We start from the raw sequence: 19,262 nt of genomic DNA on the forward strand, positions 1-19,262 counted from the left end.
ATGATCAGTCGACGCCGCTCAGCGGAACCCAAAAGGGTCAACGGCCGTGTCGTGCCGCGGTCAGTCGAGTTCGAGCACGCGCGCGTGCAGTACCTGGCGCTGCTGGAGGGCGGCGCGGACCGCACGGTGGAGGCCGTCCTCCAGATACAGGTCGCCCTGCCACTTCACGACATGCGCGAAGAGGTCGCCGTAGAACGTCGAGTCCTCGGCCAGCAGGGTCTCCAGGTCGAGCTGCCCCTTGGTCGTCACGAGCTGATCGAGGCGGACCGGGCGCGGCGCGACGTCCGCCCACTGCCGGGTGCTTTCCCGGCCGTGGTCGGGGTACGGCCGGCCGTTTCCGATGCGCTTGAAGATCACACGGAAAGCCTACCGGTCAAGACGTTCCGGGCGCAGCCAAGGCGACGGAGTGCGACGCTGGAAAAGCCGTGGCGAAACGGATCATAGCGGGGCCTATCGGGAACAGGGGTTGGAGATGAGTGACAGCGAGACGCTCCCCGCAGAGGCCCAGCGGATCGCGGCCGGGTACGCCTTCACCGGTCCCGCGCTCGACCTCGGCGCCCTGCTGTGGGACGGCGGTTGTCACCCGGGCGCGCCGGTCCGCATCCCGCTCCCCGTGCTGAACCGGCACGGTCTCGTCGCGGGCGCCACCGGCACCGGCAAGACCAAGACGCTCCAGCTGATCGCCGAGCAGCTGTCGGCGCAGGGTGTGCCGGTGTTCCTCGCGGACATCAAGGGCGACCTGTCCGGCATCGCGCGGCCGGGGCAGCCGAGCGACCGGGTCCAGGGGCGCGCCGCCGAGGTGGGCCAGCAGTGGACGCCGGCCGGCTTCCCGGCTGAGTTCCTCGCGCTCGGCGGGCTCGGCCACGGCATCCCGGTGCGGGCCACGATCACCAGCTTCGGCCCGGTGCTGCTGTCGAAGGTGCTCCAGCTCAACCAGACCCAGGAGCAGTCCCTCGGCCTGATCTTCCACTACGCCGACACCAAGGGCCTGGAGCTGATCGACCTCAAGGACCTCAGGGCGGTCGTCGCGTTCCTGACCTCCGACGAGGGCAAGGCCGAGCTGAGGAACATCGGCGGCCTGTCCACGGCCACGGCCGGGGTGATCCTGCGCTCCCTGACCGCCTTCGAGGCGCAGGGCATGGCGGACTTCTTCGGGGAGCCGGAGTTCGACACGGCGGATCTGCTGCGTACGGCGCCGGACGGGCGGGGCGTCGTCTCGGTGCTCGAACTCCCGGCCGTCCAGGACCGGCCGCTGCTCTTCTCGACGTTCCTGATGTGGCTGCTGGCCGACCTCTTCCACGACCTGCCGGAGATCGGTGACGCCGACAAGCCCAAGCTGGTCTTCTTCTTCGACGAGGCGCACCTGCTCTTCAACGACGCCTCCAAGGCGTTCCTGGAGTCGATCACGCAGACCGTGCGCCTGATTCGCTCGAAAGGGGTGGGCGTCTTCTTCGTGACGCAGACCCCGAAGGACGTACCGTCCGACGTCCTCGCCCAGCTCGGCAACCGGGTCCAGCACGCGCTCCGGGCCTTCACCCCGGACGACCAGAAGGCGCTGAAGGCGACCGTGAAGACCTTCCCGAACTCCGCCTACGACCTGGAGGAACTCCTCACCGGCCTGGGTACCGGCGAGGCCGTGGTGACCGTGCTCAGCGAGAAGGGCGCCCCGACCCCGGTCGCCGCCACCCGGTTGCGCGCACCGGAGTCCCTGATGGGCCCGGTGGACGGGGCCGAGCTGGACCGCGCGGTGCAGGGGTCCGCGCTCCACGGGCGTTATGCACAGGCTGTGGACCGTGAGTCGGCGTACGAGAAGCTGAGCGCCGAGCGGCCACAGGCGCCCGAGGCCGCCCCGAAGGCCGCCAGGCCTCCCGCGACTCCCAAGGCTCCCGAGGAGGAGCCGTCCCTCGTCGAACAGGTCGTCAGCAGCGGAATGTTCAGGTCCCTGGCCCGCTCGGTCGGCACCCAGATCGGCCGCGAGATCACCCGGTCCCTGTTCGGCACCGCGCGACGGAGACGGTAGGCGTTCGGCGGGGGCCGGGCGGGGGCGGCAGGCGTTCCGTGGCGCTGGGCGGGGGCGGTGGGTGTTCGGTGTGGCCCGGTGGACGCAATCCGTAGTGGGCGGCCGGGCGTGTCGGTGGGTGTTCGGTGTGGCGCGGTGGGGCGCTACCTGTACCGAGCGGCTTGGCGGGGGCGTCGGTCGGGTCGCGGGGGCGGGCGGGGGCGTCTCGGCCGTACCGCGGGGCTGGGCGGGGCGGCGGCGGTGCTGTGCGGCCGGGCAGGGGCGTTGGCCGTACCGCTCGGCAGGGCGGCGTGGTTGGCCGCGTGCCACGGGGCTGGGCGGGGCGGCGGCGGTGCTGTGCGGCCGGGCGGCGTGGTTGGCCGTACCGCTCGGCAGGGCGGCGTGGTTGGCCGTGCCGCGGGGCTGGGCGGGGCGTTGGCCGTGCCGCGGGGCTGGGCGGGGGCGTTGGCCGTGTCGTGTGGGCCGGCGGAGGCGGTGGTCGCCTCCGCCGGTGTGTCAGCGGTCGTCCTCCTTCGCCGGCTGCCGTGGTTGCGGGTTCTTCCGTTCCGGCTGGGGTGGTGCGCTGCGTCGGGCCTCCGCGCGCAGCAGGGCGCGCAGGACCGCGTACGGGTCTGTGGGCATGGTCGGTTCCTTGCGTCGAGCTGACTGGCCTGGGGAAAGGGCACGGTCAGCAGCGCAGGACCACCGTTCTGAGCAGGGGGACGGCGTACGGCGGCCGTGGCACGGCGGGGCAGGGGCGCAGGGCCGGGCGTACCGGCGCCGGCGGGTCGGGCAGGGGAGCGGCGCGCTCGGGTGCGTCGGTGTGGTGGAGGGTGCGGGCGGGCGGCCGTAGCAGTGTGTCGAGGACGTCGTGTTCGGAGGTCTCGGCCGACACGGCCGGGGCGGGTGCCGCCTGGGCCTGCAGATGGGCGCCGGGCACCCACAGGGCGAGGAGCAGCACGAGCACCCGCAGCCAGGTACGGCTCCGGGGGAGGCTCGGGGTCCCGCTCACGGCGGTTCTGTGCCCGCCGGGCACCCGCCCCGCAGCCCGCATGCCGGGAGATTCGCCCGCTCGGCGTACCACGGGGATCACACGGTGTGCGGAACCTGCCGGGCGCGGCCGCGGATGCGGAACGCGGTGACGATCTCCACGACGCCGACGACCACCAGCCACCAGCCGCCGACCAGGGTCAGCACGGCGACCGACTCGAACGGCGAGTCGATCAGCACGATCCCGGCGATGAAGGTGACGATCCCGAGGAAGATCTGCCAGCCCCGGGCGGGCATACGGCTGTCGGAGGCGGCGGCCAGGGTCTGGGTGATCCCGCGGATCACCCAGCTGATGCCGATCCACAGGGCGAGCAGCAGGATCGACTGCATGGGCCCGCGGAAGCAGAACAGGCCCAGCACGATCGACAGGGCGCCGCTGATGAAGGCGAGCACCCGCAGCGAGGTCGTCTTGTGGGTGCCGAACGCGGCGACCAGCTGGAAGATGCCGCTGATCAGGAGGTAGACGCCGAACAGGACACCCGCGGCGAGCAGGGAGGGGCCCGGCCAGATCAGCACCAGGACGCCGAGGACCAGCGAGGCGATGCCGGTGAGCAGCACGACCTGCCAGGCGGCCCGGGACAGCGCGTGCAGGGGGCCCTCGAAGGGCGGCTCGGGCTCGTGGTGTGTCTGCGGGCCCCCTCCCGCGTGGACGTTGCGATCGTCGTACTCGCGCCCCCAGGAGGGGTCACCGCTGGGTGCCTCGGTCATGCTCCATGCTTGGCCCGCCCGGACAGGCCCGGCCACCGGGGTGGATCGTCCGGGTGAGCCCCGCCCCCGCGGGCGCCCCGCCGCCCGGGTCGGGTGCCTGCCCTACTTCCCCGCGGTCTTCGCGGCCTTGGCCGCCGCCTTCATCTCCTGTTTGTGGGCGCGTACCTTGGCCAGCGACTCGGGGCCGGTGATGTCGGCGACGGAGCGGAAGGACTTCGCCTCGCCGTAGGCGCCGGCGGCCTCCCGCCACCCCGTGGGTGTGACGCCCAGCTGCTTGCCGAGCAGGGCGAGGAAGATCTGGGCCTTCTGCCGGCCGAACCCGGGCAGGTCCTGCAGCCGCCGCAGCAGCTCACGCCCGTCCTCGACGCCCTTCCAGACCAGCTCGGCGTCTCCGTCGTAGTGCTCGACGAGGTACTGGCACAGCTGCTGGATCCGCTTGGCCATCGAGCCCGGGTAGCGGTGCACGGCGGGTTTCTCGGAGAGCAGCGCGGCGAAGGCCTCCGGGTCCATCACGGCGATCTCGTGCGCGTCCAGATCCTCGGCGTCCATCCGCCCGGCGATGGTCGCGGGCCCCTTGAACGCCCACTCCATCGGAACCTGCTGGTCGAGCAGCATCCCGGTCAGCGCGGCGAGCGGACTGCGCCCGAGCAGCGCGTCGGCCTCGGGGTCCTGGGCGAGGTGCAGAGTGACGTCCATGGGTCGATGATCGCGCCTGGGGCGTCAGGACGCGCGCCAGTACCCCAGGGCATGCACCCGGGTCTTCGGCAGCCCCAGCTCCTTGCGCACGTACGAGGTCAGCGTGCGGGTGGTGGCCGTGTCGCAGGCGATCCAGACGTACGGGTCAGGGGTGCCGTCGAGCACGACGGGCAGCTCGGCGCGGACCCGCTCGGCCAGGTGGGCCCCCGCGTCGCGGCGGGGCACCTCGCGGATCTCGTGGCGGGACGGGTCGGCGTGGCAGGGGAGGCCGTCCAGGGTGCCCTCGAACCAGATCGTCGCCGGGGCGGAACCCAGGGCGCCGAGCAGGGAGTTGATCGCGGGCAGCGAGGCCGGGTCACCGACGGCGACGAGATGCGAGGGGGCGGGATCGGGCTGCTGGAACCCGGTGCCCTGGACGGTCGCCTCGATGGTGTCCCCGGGCCGCGCGGCCCGCGCCCAGTCGCTGGCGCACCCCTCGTGCAGCGCGAACTCCAGGCCGAAGGTGCCGGTCGCCGGGTCCGGGTCGACCAGGGTGAAGGCCCGCTGGTGCGGGCGGCCGGCGTCGGAGAACCACAGCCGTATCCACATCGTGGGGTGGACGCCGGCAGCGGCGAGCAGCCCGCCGTCGGCCATCCGCAGCCGCCGGTAGTGCGGGCTGACGTCCTCCGCCTCGGTGACCGTGCACACGAAGTCCTTGGCGCGCAGCAGTCGTAGGACCGCTCCCTCCCAGCCCCGCCCCTGCCCCATCGCGTCTCCACCCCTCGCGTACGATTCCTGCACGATCGACTTAGGCAAGGCTAACCTAAAACGAAGGGGTGTCCCAAGGTGACCACCGAGACCTACCGCGACGCCTGGGGCATCCCCCACCTGCGTGCCGCCGGCGCCCGCGAACTCACCCACGCCCAGGGCCGCGTCACCGCCCTGGACCGTGCCTGGCAGCTGGAGGTCGAGCGGCACCGCTCCGAGGGCACCTCGGCCGCCTTCCTCGGCGCGAGCGCCCTCCCCTGGGACGTCTTCGCCCGGCGCGCCCGCCTCGACGACACCGCGAGACGCTGCTTCACCGCGCTGGAGAGACGGGACCCGGAGACGGCGGACTGGGTCCGGGCGTACGTGGACGGCGTCAACGAGGGCCTGCCGGAAGGAGCCCGCCGCGCCCCCGAGTTCACCCGGACCGGCCTCACCCCCACCCCCTGGCAGCCGTGGACCCCGCTCGGCATCTGGCTCGCCACGCACATCCTGTTCGCGGGCTTCCCGGCCAAGCTGTGGCGCGAGGAGGCGATACGGCACCTCGGCCCGGAGGCGGTCGGCCTGTTCGCCACCGACGGCCCCGGCACGGCGGGCAGCAACGGCTGGCTCCTCGCGGGCGACCGCACGGTCAGCGGCCTGCCCCTCCTCGCCGGCGACCCGCACCGCTTCATCGAGGCCCCCGGCGTCTACCAGCAGATCCGCCTCTCCTGCCCCGAGTTCGACGTCGTCGGCCTGGCCGTCCCCGGAGTCCCGGGCATCGCCCACTTCGGCCACACCGGCACGGTCGCCTGGTCCATCACCAACGCCATGGCCGACTACCAGGACCTCTACCGCGAACGCCTCCGCCGCACGGGCGCGGGTGTCGAGGCCCTGGGCCCCGACGGCACCTGGCACCGCGCCCGTCGGCACACGGAAACCGTGCGGATCGCGGGGGAGGACCCGCTGGAGATCGAGGTCATCGAGACAGACCGGGGCCCGGTGATCGCCGGCGGCCCGGAGGGCCTGGAGTCAACGGAACCGAGGCGAGCCGCCAATGGCGGAGCCAAGGCGAAGGTGGCAGACGACACTCCACGAGCCGCCGAAGGCGAAGCCGGGTCGGCCCTGGCCCTCCGCTACCCACCCCGCGTCACAGAAGACCTCGGCTTCAGCACCCTCCTCCCCCTCCTCAGAGCCCGCCGGGTCGAGGACGTCGACCACGCCTTCGACACCTGGGCCGAGCCCGTCAACGTCGTACAGGCGGCCGACACCGAGGGCGCCACCCTGCACCGGGTCGCAGGCCGCGTACCCGTACGGCCGGAGGCCAACCGCACCCGTCTGGTACCCGCCTGGCACCCCGGCCACGACTGGCACGGCTGGCACGAGATGCCCCGCGCCGACCTGACCGACGGCATCGCGGTGATGGCCAACCAGCGCGGCCCGGCCACCCCCTCGGCACCGAGTTCGCCCCACCGCACCGCGCCGCCCGCATCCGCACCCTCCTCGACGAGCGCCGTACCTGGTCCGCCGACGCCCTGCCCGCGATCCACATGGACACCCACCTCGCCTCCGCCGCGCCCCTCCTGGACCACCTGGCCGAGCTCGACGACCTCACCCCCCAGGCCGCCCGGCTCAGGGACCGCCTCCTGGCCTGGAACCGCCGCATGGACGCGGACAGCGCCGACGCGGCGACGTACGCGGCGGTGCGCGGCGCGGTCGTACGGCACCTCGCCGCGCACCCGGCGTTCGCCGCGCTGACCGAAGCACCCGCCTACCCGGAGGTCCTCCTCCCCTGGCTCGCCCTCGTCCCGCGCATCGGCTTCGCCCTCGAACATCTGCTGAGCGCCGAGGAGTTGTACGGCGTCGACCGGCCCGCCGCCGTACGCGCCGCCGTCGAGGAGGTCGCCGCCGGGGCGCCGGCGGGCCCGTGGGGCGGCACCCACCGCCTCGCCCCCTGGCGGGCGCTGCCCGACGAGTCGTACGACGAACCGGGCCTGTCCGGCGACCACGACTGCGTGCTGTGCACCTCCGCCGTGCCCGGTCTGACCGACCTCGCCGCGCGCGGCCCGGCGGCCCGTTACGTCTGGGATCTGGCCCGCCGTGAGGACAGCCGCTGGGTGGTGCCCTTCGGCGCGTCCGGGGTCCCCGGCTCACCGCACCACCGTGACCAACTCCCCCTGTGGCTCAGGGGAGAACTCGTTCCCGTCGTCACCGACTGGGACCGCCTGGAGAAGGAGACCGATGACCGACCCGCACGTCCATGAACAGGTGATCGACGGCTACGGCACCGTCCGCATCCGCCCCCTCGACCCGGCGGCCGACGCGGAGGTGGTCCATGCCTGGGTGAGCGACGAACGGGCCGCGTTCTGGGGGATGACCGGCCTCACCCGGGCCCAAGTGGCCGAGGTCTACGCCCACATGGCCGGCCTCGACAGCCACCACGCCCACCTCGTCACCAAGGACGGCGAACCGGCAGCCCTGCTCCAGACCTACGAGCCCGGGGCCGACCGGGTCGGCGAGTGCTACGAGGTCCGCCCCGGCGACATCGGCGTCCACCTCCTCCTCGCGCCCGCCGCGGCGGCCGGCCCGCGCCCCGGCTGGACCGCGGCCCTGCTGACCGCGATGACGTCGTACGTGCTGCTGGACCTGGACCGCCGCCGGGTCGTGGTCGACCCGGACGGGCGCAACACCAAGGCGATCGCCCGCTTCGAACGCCAGGGGTTCCGGCGCGGCCCCGAGGTGGTCCTCCCCGAGGTTGACATCCCGGACGTGTACCTGCCCGAGAAGCGTGCCCAACTGGCCTTTCTGGACCGGGAGGTAGCCTTCCCGGGTGACCACGCCTGAGGAGCTGATCGCCTACTACGGCCTGGAGCCGATCCCCCGCGAGGGCGGCCTGTTCCGGCGCACCTGGGCCGGGCCCGAGCGCCCGGACGGCCGCCCCGAGGGCTCCGCCATAGTGGCCCTGCTCACCGCGGACGACTTCTGCGCCCTGCACCGCCTGCCCAGCGACGAGATCTGGCACTTCTACCTGGGCGACCCGCTCCACCTGCTGCTCCTCGCCCCCGACGGCACGACCCGCACCACCGTCCTGGGCCCCGGGCTGCGGGACGGCCAGCACCTCCAGCTCACCGTGCCCGCCCGCACCTGGATGGGCGCCCGGGTGGCCCCCGGCGGCGCCTGGGCCTTCTTCGGCTGCACGATGGCCCCCGGATTCACCTACAAGGGCTACGAACACGGCGACCCGGGGGACCTCACGGCGCGTTACCCGGCGGAGGCCGCCCGGATCGCGGAACTGTGCCGCCCATGACCCTCCTCGACGGACAGACCGCCCTGGTGACCGGCGCGGGCGGCGGCATCGGCTCCGCCATCGCCCTGCGCTTCGCCGAGGAGGGCGCGGCGGTGGCCCTCCACTGCCGTACGGCGGTGGAGGCGGCCGGTGAAGTCGCCGCCCGCATCCGGGAGCTGGGCGGCGAGGCGGTCGTCCTGCGGGCGGACCTGACGGACGAGGAGGCATGCCACCGGCTGGTCCGCGAGATGACCGACTGGTCCGGCGGCCGCCTCACGGCCCTCGTCAACAACGCGGCCGTCCAGCCGGTCCAGGCGCTGGCCGGGATGACGGCGGCCGAGTGGCGCACGGTCGTCGACACCAACCTCACCAGCGTCTTCGCCTGCACCCAGGCCGCCGCGGCCCACCTGCGCGAGCACGGCGGCGGCACCATCACCCACATCGCCTCCATCGAGGCCGACCGGCCCGCCCCCGGCCACGCCCACTACAGCGCCGCCAAGGCCGCCGTCGTCATGCACGCGCGCGCGGCCGCCCTGGAGTACGGCCCCCTCGGCATCCGGGTCAACTCGGTCTCGCCGGGCCTCATCGACCGGGAGGGCCTGGCCCAGGCCTGGCCGGAGGGCGTGCGCCGCTGGCTCGACGTCGTTCCCACCGGGCGGCTGGGCCGGGCGCGGGACGTGGCCGACGCCTGTGTGTTCCTCGCCTCGCCGCTCGCCTCCTGGATCACGGGCCATGATCTGGTGGTGGACGGCGGGGTGTCGGCCCGGCCGACCTGGTGAGCGCGGCGGCCGATCCATCCGTACGTACACAGAAGGCCAGTGGGACGGAGGGGTGAGGTGCGCGACGAACACCGGTGGCTGCGACGGCTGACCGTCCTCGGCGCGGGCCTGCTCCTGCTCCTCCTCGGCACGACCGCCCCCGCCTCGGCCCACGCGGCCCTGCGCCAGACGGACCCCGCCGACGGAACCGTCCTCAGGACGGCGCCGCGCCAAGTGACCCTGACCTTCACGGAGTCGGTCGGCCTGCTGACCGACTCCCTGCGCGTCTACGACCCCCAGAACCGGCGCGTCCGCACCGGCGAGGCGGACCACGCCGCCGGCCGCTCCGACACCGTCCGGGTCCGCCTGCCCGCCAAGCTGGGCACCGGCACGTACACGGTGGCCTGGCGGGTGGTGTCGGCGGACAGCCACCCGGTGTCCGGCGCGCTCACCTTCTCGGTCGGCAAACGCACGGCGACGGCGACGAGCGTGCTCCCGGACCGTGCGGAGAACCGGGCGACGACCAGCCTCTACAACATCGCGCGCTACCTCGCCTACCTGGCCGTGGCGCTGCTGCTGGGCCCGGCGGCGTTCGTGGCGTACTGCCGCCCGCCGCGGCCGGCCCACCTGCGCACACCGGTGGTGGCCGCCTGGGGCACCCTGTTCGCCTCGACGATCGCCCTCTTCCTCCTGCGGGCCCCGTACGAGGAGGGCACCGCCCCGACGACGGCGTTCGCCCTCTCCGCCCTCTCCCGCACGACGACGACCCGCCCCGGCGAACTCCTCCTCACCCGCCTGGCCCTGCTGCTCCTGGCCGGAGCCTGCGCACTGGCCGTGCGGAGATGGCGCCGAGGGATCCCCCGCCGGGCCGCCCTGGCGACCGCCGCGGTCCTCTCGGTCGCCCTCGCCCTGACCTGGGCGGCCTCGGAGCACGCCTCGGCGGGCCTCCAGGTACCCGTGGCGATCACCTCCGCCACGCTCCACCTGCTGGCGATGGCGGCCTGGCTGGGCGGCCTGACCGCCCTGCTGCTGACCCTGCGCCGCACCGCACCGGTCCCGGCCGCGCTGCCGGCCCGGACCGTCACCCGCTTCTCCCGGCTGGCCTTCGCCTCGGTGACGGTCCTGGTGGTGACCGGCGTCTACCAGTCCTGGCGGGGCCTCGGCTCCTGGCAGGCGCTCAGCGACACGACGTACGGCCGCATCCTGCTGGCGAAGCTGGCGGCGGTCACCCTCCTGCTCGCGGCCGCGTCCCGCTCCCGCCGCTGGACGACCCGCCTGGCGAGCCTGCCCACGGCACGCGAACGGGACCGCGTCCCGGAGCCCGCCGGCGGTCCCCCGCTCCCTCCGGATCCGGCCCCTTCACCCGCTCCCTCCCCTGACGCTCGCCACCTGCGCCGCTGGGTGCTGGCCGAGATGGGCGTGGGCATCGTGGTGCTCGTCCTGACGACCCTCCTGACGAGCACGCTCCCGGGCCGGGCGGCGGCCGAGGCGGCGGACTCGGGCACGGCGACGACCGGCATCCAGGCGGCCTCGGTCACCACGATCCCCTTCGACGTCGGCACCCCCGGCGGCCACGGCAAGGTACAGATCACCCTGGACGCCGGCCGGGTCGGCACGAACTCCGTCCAGGCGGTGGTCTACGGTCCCGACGGCGGCCTGTCCGCGGTCCCCGAACTGCGCATCACCTTCACCCTCCCCGCCCAGCGGATCGGCCCCCTGGACACCAGGGTCACCGACCGGGGCGGCTACTGGGCCGCGGACGCCTTCAACGTGCCGATCCCGGGCACATGGACGATGAAGGTGACGGTACGGGTGTCGGAGGTGGACCAGGTGACGGTGGCGAAGACCGTGCGGGTGGTGCGCTAGCGGTGGCGACCGAGCGCGTGCTGATCGAGGGCGTGGAGTTCGCCGCCGCCCTGACGGTCCGGTCGTCCGGTGTCGGGCTGCTGGCCCTGCACGGCAGCAAGGAGGGCGGCACGGCGGAACTGGCCCACGAGGTGGCGGCCCGCACGGGCGCCAGCTGCCTCGTCTTCACCCAGCCCGCCGGCGACCCGGTGCACATCCCCTCGCACCGCATGTCCGTGCCCACCTGCGGGGCCCTGCAGCGGTTCCTGGCCCATGTGTCCCTGACGATCTCCCTGCACGGTCACCTGAGGCCCGAGGCCCCCCGCTCGATCTTCCTGGGCGGCCGCAACCGCGCGGCGGCCGGCACCCTGGCCCACAGCCTCACCCTCCTCGCCCCGGACTTCGAGACCGTCGCCGACCTGGACCACATCCCGACCGGCCTGCGCGGCCTCGGCCCCCGCAACCCGGTGAACCTGACCCCGGCCGGCGGGGTCCAGATCGAACTCCCCCTGAGCGCCCGGACCCAGGGCCCTCAGAAGACCTTCGGAGCCCCGGACACCCCACCCCCGACGGTGACGACCGCACTCACGGCCGGGGTCCGGCAGCTGATGGAGTCGTCACCCGAGTTCCGCGACTGCTGACCGGCACCGCCTGGTTCCGGACCCCACATAGTCATGGGCGAATGCCACGGCTTCGTGTCCTTGGGTGATGCGTTCGACGACGGTGCGTTTCAGGCCGAGTGCGAAGCGGCGTTCAGCGGGGGTGCTGATACCGGCCGGCAGCATCACCAGCTGCAGAAGACGGTGGGAGAACTCCTGGACCTGCCAGATCTCGCGCATGCGCCGGTCGCTGTAGGTGTCCAGCTCGTGGTCGGCACCGTGCCGGTAATGCGCGATCAGGGCCCGAGTCAGGTCCGCGACGTCGGCGATCGCCAGGTTGGCCCCCTTGCCGCCGAACGGTGTCAGGATGTGGGCCGCGTCCCCGGCCAGCAGCAGCCGACCGTGGCGCAGTGACCCGGCGATGTGGCTGCGCATCAGCAGGGTGCGTACTTCGGTGACGGCGCCGATCTTCGGCGCCCCGGTGCCACTGTCGGCCAGGCGGCGGGCCAGTCGTTCCCTGATGCGGGAAGCCGGCCAGTCCCCGGGAGTGTCCCCGTGCGGGATCTGCAGGTGGAAGCGGCTGATCCGCGGGGTGCGCGGCATCATTCCCGCGAACCCGTCCTCCGTGATCGCGTAGAGAACCCCTTCTGCCGGGACGTCCACCTCGGCGAGCATGGTCAGAGTCTCGTACGGATACCGTACGGCGGCGTCCTGGGGGGAGTTCGGCCCGCTGGGCACGAGCGTGCGCGCGATGCCCCGGTAGCCGTCGCACCCGATGACGAAATCGCAGTCGATCTCCACGTCGTCGCAGACGATGCGGGGCGTCGGTCCGGTCAGGCCGTTCACCTCCCGGACGGGGTGCGAGAACAGCGGCGCCCGTCCGGCGGCCGCCAGTTCGTCGCACAGGTCCCGCACCAGAAGGTGCTGCGGGTACACCCAGTGCCGCAGGCCGCCGGTGAGTGTCTCGTAGTCCAGGCGCATGCGGCTGCCGGTCATCCGGAAGTCCGACCAGCCGGCCCGGCGGCCCTCCGCCACGAGGCGGCCGGCCAGTCCCCGGCTTCGGAGGTATTCCACCGTGCGATGTTCCAACAGGCCCGCGCGGGCGCGTTGTTCGATGTGCTCACGGGTCTGCCGCTCCAGCACCACGTGGTCGATGCCCGCCTGGCCCAGTACGGCGGCGGTGACCAGGCCCGCCGGTCCCGCACCGATGATGCCCACCTGAGTGCGAACGCGTCGCCTCACTTCGTAGTCCCCGCTTCTCGTGGCCGACCCACGACGGTCCGGTCCGGCCGGGCGCACGCCCTGGTGCGCCGGACCGGACCGGTCGCCCTCCGGTCGGCGGTGTGGTCCCGTGCTCGGCTGTCGTCGGTCGTCAGGCCGGGTCGAGGACCAGGCCGTAGGTCACTTCACGGCTGCTGCCGTCCCCGACGGGCGTGGGGTCCAGGATCAGTTCCGGCTTGACCGCCGACGCGATGTCGTCCTCGATGTGCGGGCCGCCCTTGAAGTACAGCTGGGTGGTCAGGACGTGGTGTCCCTCGGCGGACACCCGCACGTGCAGGTGGGCAGGGCGCCACGCGTGCCAGCCCGCCGCGGCGATGAGCCTGCCGCAGGAGCCGTCGGTGGGAATCTCGTACGGAGACGGCTCGACGGTGCGCACCTTGAAGGCGCCGTCGTCGCCGGTCACCACCGTGCCGCGGAGGTTCCATTCGGGCAGGCCGGGCGCGAACTGGGAGTACACGCCGTCGTCGTCGGCCTGCCACATCTCGATGGTCGCGCCGGGCAGGGGGGTTCCGTCGGTCGAGGTGACCCGGCCCTGGAAGACCAGCGGGACGCCCCCTTCGCTCTCCCGCATGGGAAGCGCGCTGTCGGCCGGCAGGCGCGGGGCGTCCGGCACGAAGTACGGGCCCTCCGGGCTGCCCTTGGTGCCGTCCCGGTTCTCGTTGGCCACCTGCTCGATGGTCTGCTCGATCCAGACGTCGAGGAACAGCGGCCACTCGCCGTCCTCGCCCACCTGGATGAGCCACGCCTTCAGCGCGTCGAACTCGGCGTACGTCACCTTGTGGCGGCGGATGATGTCGCGTGCGGCACCGATCAGTTCGCCGGCGAGGGCACTGACCCTCGCGGTGTCGGCGACCGGCGCCTGGTCGCGTTGGCGGGCGCGGAACTGCTCGGTGGCGGCCGCACCGGAGGAAGCCGCGGTGGCGGTCGGTGCTGTCAGTTGCTCGGTCATCGGTTCCCTCGGTTCTACGGGTGCTGTCGTGGTCAGTGCGGGCGGCGGACGCGGCGTACCGCGCCCTCCAGGAGGGCCCAGGGGTCGGCGGGCTCCAGTTCGCCCTGCGCGGCCCGGTCGAGGAGTTCGGCGAAACAGGCCCGGTAGAGGCGTTCACGGTCGACGGGGCCCGTCTCCTTCTCCAGGCGACGGATCACGCCCTGCTGGAGTCCGCCGCCGTGGTGCACGGCGATCTTCTTGCGCCAGGCGATCGGCTCGGGCAGCCGTGTGCCCATCGCCGTGCGCAGGTGGTACTTCTCGCGGCCCTCGCGCACCTTGCACTCCGGCGCGGTCTCCAGGGCCACCCGTATCACCGGCCAGGCCCAGAAGGGGTGGTGGGTGGTGGTGCCGTAGGCGAGCGGCATGCGGTTGGACAGTTCGTTGCTGCGCCGGGTGCGGTCGACGGCCGTGAGGCACTGGTCGATCAGGTCGTCGCGGTGGTTGAAGGGGCGGTAGAGGCCGGCGTTGATCAGATCGCTGCCGTAGCCGGTGAGCAGCACCTTCTCGGGTGCGACGGCGCCGAGCCGCTGCACGGACGTGGCGGTCAGGGCGACTTCGACGACCTCGGGGTCGGTGACGCCCAGCCAGCGGACGGCCTCCGGTATGGAGGCGATGATCTCGTCCTCGGTCAGATGGACGGGTTCGAGCGCGATGCCCAGTTCGGCGCAGAGTTCGGCCGCGTCGGCGAGTTCGTCGCCCCAGGGGGTGGCCACGCTGTACGGGGTGACGGGCAGGCCGGCCCGGGCGGCGAGGTAGGTCACCGTGCCGGAGTCGATCCCGCCCGACAGGAGGGTGGCGTAGCCGGTGCCCTCGGGGGTGGCCGCGGCGATCCGGCGGATCTCCTCGGTCAGCGCCTCGATCTGGGCCTCGCCGGCGGCGAGCGGGTCGTCGCGGAGCGGGGCGCGGAACGAGGCGAGCGGGTCGTGCTCGTCGCGGGCCTCCATCAGCCAGGCGCCGCCGGTGCGGCGGGTGCGGGTGTGGATGCCGTGGCGCAGCCGGTTCACGCCGAGCAGGAGGGTGCCGCGCTCGTGGCCGGGGGTGCCCTCGGTGGACGCGACGGGCAGGTCGAGGGCGGGCAGCACGAGGGGCGCGAGCAGCAGGTCCGTGAAGTAGGCGAACAGGCCGCGCAGGCGGTTGACGGCGTAGTAGACCGGGTCCTCGTTGAACGCGGAGATGTGCAGGGTGACCGTGTCCGCCTCGACGCGCAGGACGGTGGCGGCGGTGTGGCCGGGGTCCTCAGGGGACGCGGTCAGGGTGCGCACGTCGAGGGTGAACGGGGGGTTGTCGGGGAGCACGGCGCCGGCGGGCCCCCGGTAGTACACGTTCAGGTCGCCGAGGTCGGCGCTCTGGGACAGGCGGGCCAGTTCCGGCACGGGCGCGTTGGTGACCACGCACCACTTGCTGACCGGAGGCAGGTCGACGAGGGAGGTCACGGTCACGCCTTTCCGATGATCCGGCGCATGCGCTGCTGGGCCTCGCCCGCCGAGAAGGCGGTGCGGTGGGATCGCTTGCCCTCGTCGCGGACCCGGCGCAGGCCTTCCACGAAGGGACCGTTGACCCGGGCACGGGTCGACTGCACGGCGGCGGCGGTGTACGAGGCGATGCGCCGGGCGTGGCCGAGCGCGCTGTCCAGCAGGTCCTCCGGGGCGGTGACCTCCTGGAGGAGGCCGTCCGTGAGGGCGCGGTCGGCGGGCCACTCGGCGCAGGTGTAGAGCATCTCCTGCATGACGCTGCGGCCCACCACCGTCTCCAGCATGTAGCCGCCGAAGTTGCAGGCGATGCCGACCCGGAACTCGGGCATCACCAGCGTCGAGGTACGGCTGCCGATGCGGAGGTCGCAACAGAGGGCGATCTGCAGTCCGACGCCGATCGCGAAGCCGTCGATGGCGGCGACGACGGGTTTCGAGATGCCGGCGATGGTGCCGTACAGGTCCGTGATGTCGTCGATCCAGGCGTCGACCTCGTCGCCGCCGGAGAACTCCGAGACCTCGTGGAAGTCGCCGCCGGCCCCGAAGGACCGGCCCGCGCCGCCGTACAGGACGACGCAGCGGATCCGGTCGTCGCCGTCGAGGTCGGTCATCACCCTGGTCAGCTCGCGCATGCGCGCCCTGCTGAACGGGTTCTGTTCGTGTGCCTGCGAGAACTCCACCAGGGCGATGCCCTCGGAAAGTACCTCGCACTTCATGGTCGCTGTCTCGATGTCGATCGTCGACACGGACCCTCCCTCAGCAAACAGTTGGAATATTTATGCGGTCGGTTCGGTGCCCTGGTGCACGAGGAGTTGATTGAATGTACGGTGATCGGAATGTTCATTCATCGAGAAGGGATGTGAGACATGGCGATCACGGGCCCGAAGGGCTTTCGCAGCGTGACCAGGAACATGGGGCTCAAGGACATCGAGGACGACTTCGCGGTCGTCGTCTCCGACGTTCCCGCCCGCTCCGCCGCCGTGTTCACGCGTTCGCGTTTCGCGGGACCGAGCGTCGTCATCAGCCGCGAGGTGGCGCCCCGGCAGCAGAGCCGCGGCATGGTCGTGCTCTCCCGGAACGCCAACGTGGCCACCGGCAAGGCGGGCGCGGACAACGCCGCCGAAGTGCGCCGCAGGGTCGCCGAGATCGTCGGCATCGACCCCGAGGAGCTGGTCATCGGCTCGACCGGTGTGATCGGCCGCCCCTATCCCATGGAGAGCATCCGGGCCGGACTCGACGCGCTGTCCTGGCCGTTCCCGGAAGCGGACTACGCGACGGCGGCCGCGGCCATCATGACGACCGACACCCGCCCGAAGCACTTCAGCGTGCGGGTCGGCGATGCCGTCCTCGCCGGTATCGCCAAGGGCGTCGGCATGATCGAGCCGAACATGGCGACCCTGCTGACGTTCTTCTTCACCGATGCCGACATCCCGGCCGCCGAACTCGACGCCCTGTTCCGGCGCGTGATGGACCGGACGTTCAACGCCCTGAGCATCGACACCGACACCTCCACCAGCGACACGGCCGCGCTCTTCGCCAACGGCCTGGCCGGACCCGTCGACCTCGCCGAGTTCGAGGAGGCGCTGTACACCGTCGCGCTGCGCCTCGTACGCGACATCGCCTCGGACGGCGAGGGCGCCAGCAAGCTCATCGAGGTCCAGGTCACCGGGGCCCGCGACGACGCCCAGGCCAAGCGGGTCGGCAAGAGCGTGGTCAACTCCCCCCTGGTGAAGACGGCGGTGCACGGCGCCGACCCCAACTGGGGCCGGGTCGCGATGGCCATCGGCAAGCTCGACGACGAGACCGACATCCAGCCGCACCGCGTCCGCATCTGGTTCGGCGATCTCCCCATGCACCCGGAGGAGCCGAGCGACGCGCTGCTGGAGCGGGCGGCGCGGTATCTCACCGGCGACGAGGTGGTCATCCGGGTGGACCTCGGCATCGGCGAGGGCGCGTTCACGGTCTACGGCTGCGACCTCACCGAGGGCTACGTGAAGCTCAACGCCGACTACACCACCTGAGCCGGCCGCGGCGCGGCACGGTCCGCCCGGACCGTGCCGCAGGGCCGCGCTCAGTACACCGGGAGCCGGGGATCGATCTCGTTCACCCATGCCACGACGCCCCCTTCCAGGTGTACGGCGTCGGCGAACCCGGCCTCCCGCGCCACGGCCAGGACCTCGAGCGTGCGTCGGCCGGTCCGGCAGTAGAAGACCGGTGTACGGCCCTGCCGCAACGTCGGCAGGGCGGAACCGTCCAGCCATTCCCGCATCGGAACCAGGCGCGCACCGGGGATGCGCACGATCTCCCACTCGTGGGGCTCCCGGACGTCGACGAGGTCGATCGGGGCCCCTTGGTCGAGCAGTCGCTTCAGGTGCCGTGGTGTGATGGCGGACCCGTCGGCCGGGGCCGCCCGGTGCCGGTCGCCGCTCACAACTCGCCCCGCGCGGGGTAGTCGTTCTCGTTGATCCAGCGGACCGTCTCCACGACCTCGTCCAGATGCGGCCGCAGGAACGGCATCGTCGTCTGCACGGCCGCGTAGAGGGTGCCGTCCGGGCGGACGAGGAACAGGCCCGGCTCACTGAACTCGTTCGGCTGGCCTTCCTTGATGGCCTTGGAGACGTACAGGCCCCACTCCCGCATGGACGCGAGGGACAGGCCGTAACCGATCGGGACCCGGCTGATTCCCCACTCCTCGACAGCGCGCCGGGCGCGGCCCTCGTCGTCTCCGCTGACCGCGAGGACGCGGTCCACTCCCACGGCGGCGAACTCGTCGATCAGTCCGTCGAGTTCGGTGACGTGGGCTCGGCACATCGGGCAGTGCACACCCCGGTAGAAGACCACCAGGCTGAAGCGGTCGGGCCGCTGGTCGGCGAGGACCCAGCGGCCGCCGCCGACCAGCGGGACGTCGAGGGCGGGGACGGGCTGACGGGGTATGGGCATGTGAGGCTCCAGTGACGGCGAGGACGATCGGGCGTTCGGGACGGGGCTCAGGCCGCGTCGGACAGGGTCAGCTGGCCCCGGAACAGCACCCGGGTGCCGCCCGGGCCGATGGCCGTACGGCCGTGCAGGGTCCGCTGGTTGTCGATGATCAGCAGGTCCCCGACCTGCCAGCGGTGCGTGTACGCGTACCGCTCGGAGCGCAGGAAGGCGTCCAGCTCGGTGAAGAACCGGTCGGACAGCTCGGGGTCCATCCCCTTGACCCTGACCTCCCAGGAGCGCGGGGTGACGTCGGGAGGGAAGGCCGTCGCCAGGTTGAGGGACTTCACCCGGCCGTAGTCCCGGGTCACCGGGATGGCGTACCAGTCCTCGGGGACCGTCGGGAAGTAGCCGCGCTCGGTGACCAGGTACTCGATCTCGTACTCGTCGAGGACCCGGCGCAGGTGCTCGGGCATTTCCGCCCAGGCGGTGAGCTGGTCGCTGATGTAGGTCTCGCCGGAGCCCGGTACGTCGGAGAACTCGGCGGCGTACAGGATGATCAGGTCGACGCGCTCGCCGACCAGCAGCCCGTCCGTGTGGACGGGCAGCGGGCCGCGCCCGGTGACGACCTTCCCCTCGTCGTGCGAGGCGTTGAGCTTGAGCAGGTCGGCGCCGCCCTCGCCGAACTTGTGGTCGACGGTGTCCCCGAGCGAGCGGACCAGCAGCTTGAAGTCCGCCTCGTCCAGGCCGAGTCCGCGGACCAGGGCGCACCCGTTGCCCAGCGCGGCCCGCTTGGTCTCCTGGGCCAGTGCCTCGACGGGCCGGCCGGGACTCCAGGGAATGACCGCGCCCATGCCGGACGGAGTCAGCCGCTGATAGTCGTCGTTCTCGGTGTTCTCGATGTCGGACATGCCGAATCCCCTCCCAAAGTGCTTTTCTGCGTG

General features: G+C 72.6%; 20 protein-coding genes and 1 pseudogene. 8 read left to right on the plus strand and 13 right to left on the minus strand.

Annotation, left to right across the window (positions count from 1 at the left end):
* Positions 1–60: 60 nt before the first annotated feature.
* Positions 61–357 (minus strand): type II toxin-antitoxin system VapB family antitoxin, encoded by a 297-nt coding sequence (locus CRP49_RS13845; protein ID WP_003999914.1) that lies wholly within the window; start codon positions 355–357, stop codon positions 61–63.
* Positions 358–472: 115 nt separating this feature from the next.
* Between CRP49_RS13845 and CRP49_RS13850 the strand changes: the two genes are divergently transcribed.
* Complete coding sequence (locus CRP49_RS13850; RefSeq protein ID WP_097253640.1) at positions 473–2,020, plus strand: helicase HerA-like domain-containing protein; 1,548 nt, start codon at positions 473–475, stop codon at positions 2,018–2,020.
* 495 nt (positions 2,021–2,515) lie between these two features.
* On the opposite strand, the gene CRP49_RS47850 is transcribed toward CRP49_RS13850, so the two are convergent.
* The 5 genes from CRP49_RS47850 to CRP49_RS13870 form a co-directional block, all read right to left on the minus strand.
* On the minus strand, positions 2,516–2,641 hold the full coding sequence (locus CRP49_RS47850; RefSeq protein WP_257033393.1) for a hypothetical protein: 126 nt from the start codon (positions 2,639–2,641) through the stop codon (positions 2,516–2,518).
* Between the two features lie 46 nt (positions 2,642–2,687).
* Complete coding sequence (locus CRP49_RS13855) at positions 2,688–3,011, minus strand: hypothetical protein (protein ID WP_257033394.1); 324 nt, start codon at positions 3,009–3,011, stop codon at positions 2,688–2,690.
* A 77-nt stretch (positions 3,012–3,088) separates the two neighbouring features.
* Positions 3,089–3,757: an HdeD family acid-resistance protein gene (locus CRP49_RS13860; protein WP_097253642.1), complete on the minus strand. Its 669-nt coding sequence runs from the start codon at positions 3,755–3,757 to the stop codon at positions 3,089–3,091.
* 102 nt (positions 3,758–3,859) lie between these two features.
* On the minus strand, positions 3,860–4,453 hold the full coding sequence (locus CRP49_RS13865) for an HhH-GPD-type base excision DNA repair protein (RefSeq protein ID WP_097253643.1): 594 nt from the start codon (positions 4,451–4,453) through the stop codon (positions 3,860–3,862).
* Between the two features lie 24 nt (positions 4,454–4,477).
* Positions 4,478–5,200 carry a siderophore-interacting protein gene (locus CRP49_RS13870; RefSeq protein WP_097253644.1) on the minus strand — a complete coding sequence of 241 codons (723 nt, stop codon included), beginning with the start codon at positions 5,198–5,200 and terminating at the stop codon, positions 4,478–4,480.
* Positions 5,201–5,278: 78 nt separating this feature from the next.
* On the opposite strand from CRP49_RS13870, the pseudogene CRP49_RS13875 reads away from it, so the two are divergent.
* The 6 genes and pseudogenes from CRP49_RS13875 (at position 5,279) to CRP49_RS13900 (ending at position 11,706) form a co-directional block, all read left to right on the plus strand.
* Positions 5,279–7,440, plus strand: a pseudogene (locus tag CRP49_RS13875) (penicillin acylase family protein).
* Positions 7,418–8,020 carry a GNAT family N-acetyltransferase gene (locus CRP49_RS13880; protein ID WP_097253645.1) on the plus strand — a complete coding sequence of 201 codons (603 nt, stop codon included), beginning with the start codon at positions 7,418–7,420 and terminating at the stop codon, positions 8,018–8,020. Before CRP49_RS13875 ends, CRP49_RS13880 begins: the two are co-directional and overlap by 23 nt.
* On the plus strand, positions 8,007–8,483 hold the full coding sequence (locus tag CRP49_RS13885; protein WP_097253646.1) for a cupin domain-containing protein: 477 nt from the start codon (positions 8,007–8,009) through the stop codon (positions 8,481–8,483). The genes CRP49_RS13880 and CRP49_RS13885 overlap by 14 nt, the downstream gene beginning before the upstream one ends.
* Positions 8,480–9,241: an SDR family NAD(P)-dependent oxidoreductase gene (locus CRP49_RS13890; protein WP_097253647.1), complete on the plus strand. Its 762-nt coding sequence runs from the start codon at positions 8,480–8,482 to the stop codon at positions 9,239–9,241. Before CRP49_RS13885 ends, CRP49_RS13890 begins: the two co-directional genes overlap by 4 nt.
* Before the next feature lie 57 nt (positions 9,242–9,298).
* Complete coding sequence (locus CRP49_RS13895) at positions 9,299–11,086, plus strand: copper resistance CopC/CopD family protein (RefSeq protein WP_257033395.1); 1,788 nt, start codon at positions 9,299–9,301, stop codon at positions 11,084–11,086.
* A gap of 2 nt (positions 11,087–11,088) precedes the next feature.
* Complete coding sequence (locus CRP49_RS13900) at positions 11,089–11,706, plus strand: poly-gamma-glutamate hydrolase family protein (RefSeq protein ID WP_179851607.1); 618 nt, start codon at positions 11,089–11,091, stop codon at positions 11,704–11,706.
* Here CRP49_RS13900 and CRP49_RS13905 read toward each other — a convergent pair.
* From CRP49_RS13905 to CRP49_RS13920, 4 genes are all read right to left on the minus strand, one after another.
* Complete coding sequence (locus CRP49_RS13905) at positions 11,683–12,906, minus strand: FAD-dependent monooxygenase (RefSeq protein WP_097253650.1); 1,224 nt, start codon at positions 12,904–12,906, stop codon at positions 11,683–11,685. The two genes, CRP49_RS13900 and CRP49_RS13905, sit on opposite strands and share 24 nt — an antisense overlap.
* A gap of 130 nt (positions 12,907–13,036) precedes the next feature.
* Positions 13,037–13,894, minus strand: a complete 858-nt coding sequence (gene catA, locus CRP49_RS13910) for a catechol 1,2-dioxygenase (RefSeq protein ID WP_097253651.1) — start codon at positions 13,892–13,894, stop codon at positions 13,037–13,039.
* Between the two features lie 32 nt (positions 13,895–13,926).
* The gene (locus tag CRP49_RS13915) at positions 13,927–15,372 is read right to left on the minus strand and encodes an asparagine synthase C-terminal domain-containing protein (protein ID WP_097253652.1); all 1,446 of its coding nucleotides are present in this window, start codon (positions 15,370–15,372) and stop codon (positions 13,927–13,929) included.
* Positions 15,369–16,148 carry an enoyl-CoA hydratase/isomerase family protein gene (locus CRP49_RS13920; protein ID WP_257033396.1) on the minus strand — a complete coding sequence of 260 codons (780 nt, stop codon included), beginning with the start codon at positions 16,146–16,148 and terminating at the stop codon, positions 15,369–15,371. The genes CRP49_RS13915 and CRP49_RS13920 overlap by 4 nt, the downstream gene beginning before the upstream one ends.
* 120 nt (positions 16,149–16,268) lie before the next feature.
* Between CRP49_RS13920 and argJ the strand changes: the two genes are divergently transcribed.
* On the plus strand, positions 16,269–17,423 hold the full coding sequence (gene argJ, locus CRP49_RS13925) for a bifunctional glutamate N-acetyltransferase/amino-acid acetyltransferase ArgJ (RefSeq protein WP_097253653.1): 1,155 nt from the start codon (positions 16,269–16,271) through the stop codon (positions 17,421–17,423).
* Between the two features lie 50 nt (positions 17,424–17,473).
* Here the strand turns inward: argJ and CRP49_RS13930 are convergent, their stop codons facing one another.
* From CRP49_RS13930 to CRP49_RS13940, 3 genes are read right to left on the minus strand one after another with little or no spacing between them, the layout of a single operon-like run.
* A complete protein-coding gene (locus CRP49_RS13930) occupies positions 17,474–17,833 on the minus strand; it encodes a rhodanese-like domain-containing protein (protein ID WP_218892960.1) in 360 nt (119 codons plus the stop codon).
* Entirely contained in the window at positions 17,830–18,342 is a 513-nt protein-coding gene (locus tag CRP49_RS13935; protein ID WP_097253655.1) for a peroxiredoxin-like family protein, read from the minus strand. Before CRP49_RS13935 ends, CRP49_RS13930 begins: the two co-directional genes overlap by 4 nt.
* 47 nt (positions 18,343–18,389) lie before the next feature.
* On the minus strand, positions 18,390–19,229 hold the full coding sequence (locus CRP49_RS13940; RefSeq protein ID WP_097253656.1) for a TauD/TfdA family dioxygenase: 840 nt from the start codon (positions 19,227–19,229) through the stop codon (positions 18,390–18,392).
* Positions 19,230–19,262 lie beyond the last annotated feature (33 nt).

Source organism: Streptomyces sp. Ag109_G2-15 (assembly GCF_900215565.1).
GTDB classification, from domain to species: Bacteria; Actinomycetota; Actinomycetes; order Streptomycetales; family Streptomycetaceae; genus Streptomyces; species Streptomyces diastatochromogenes.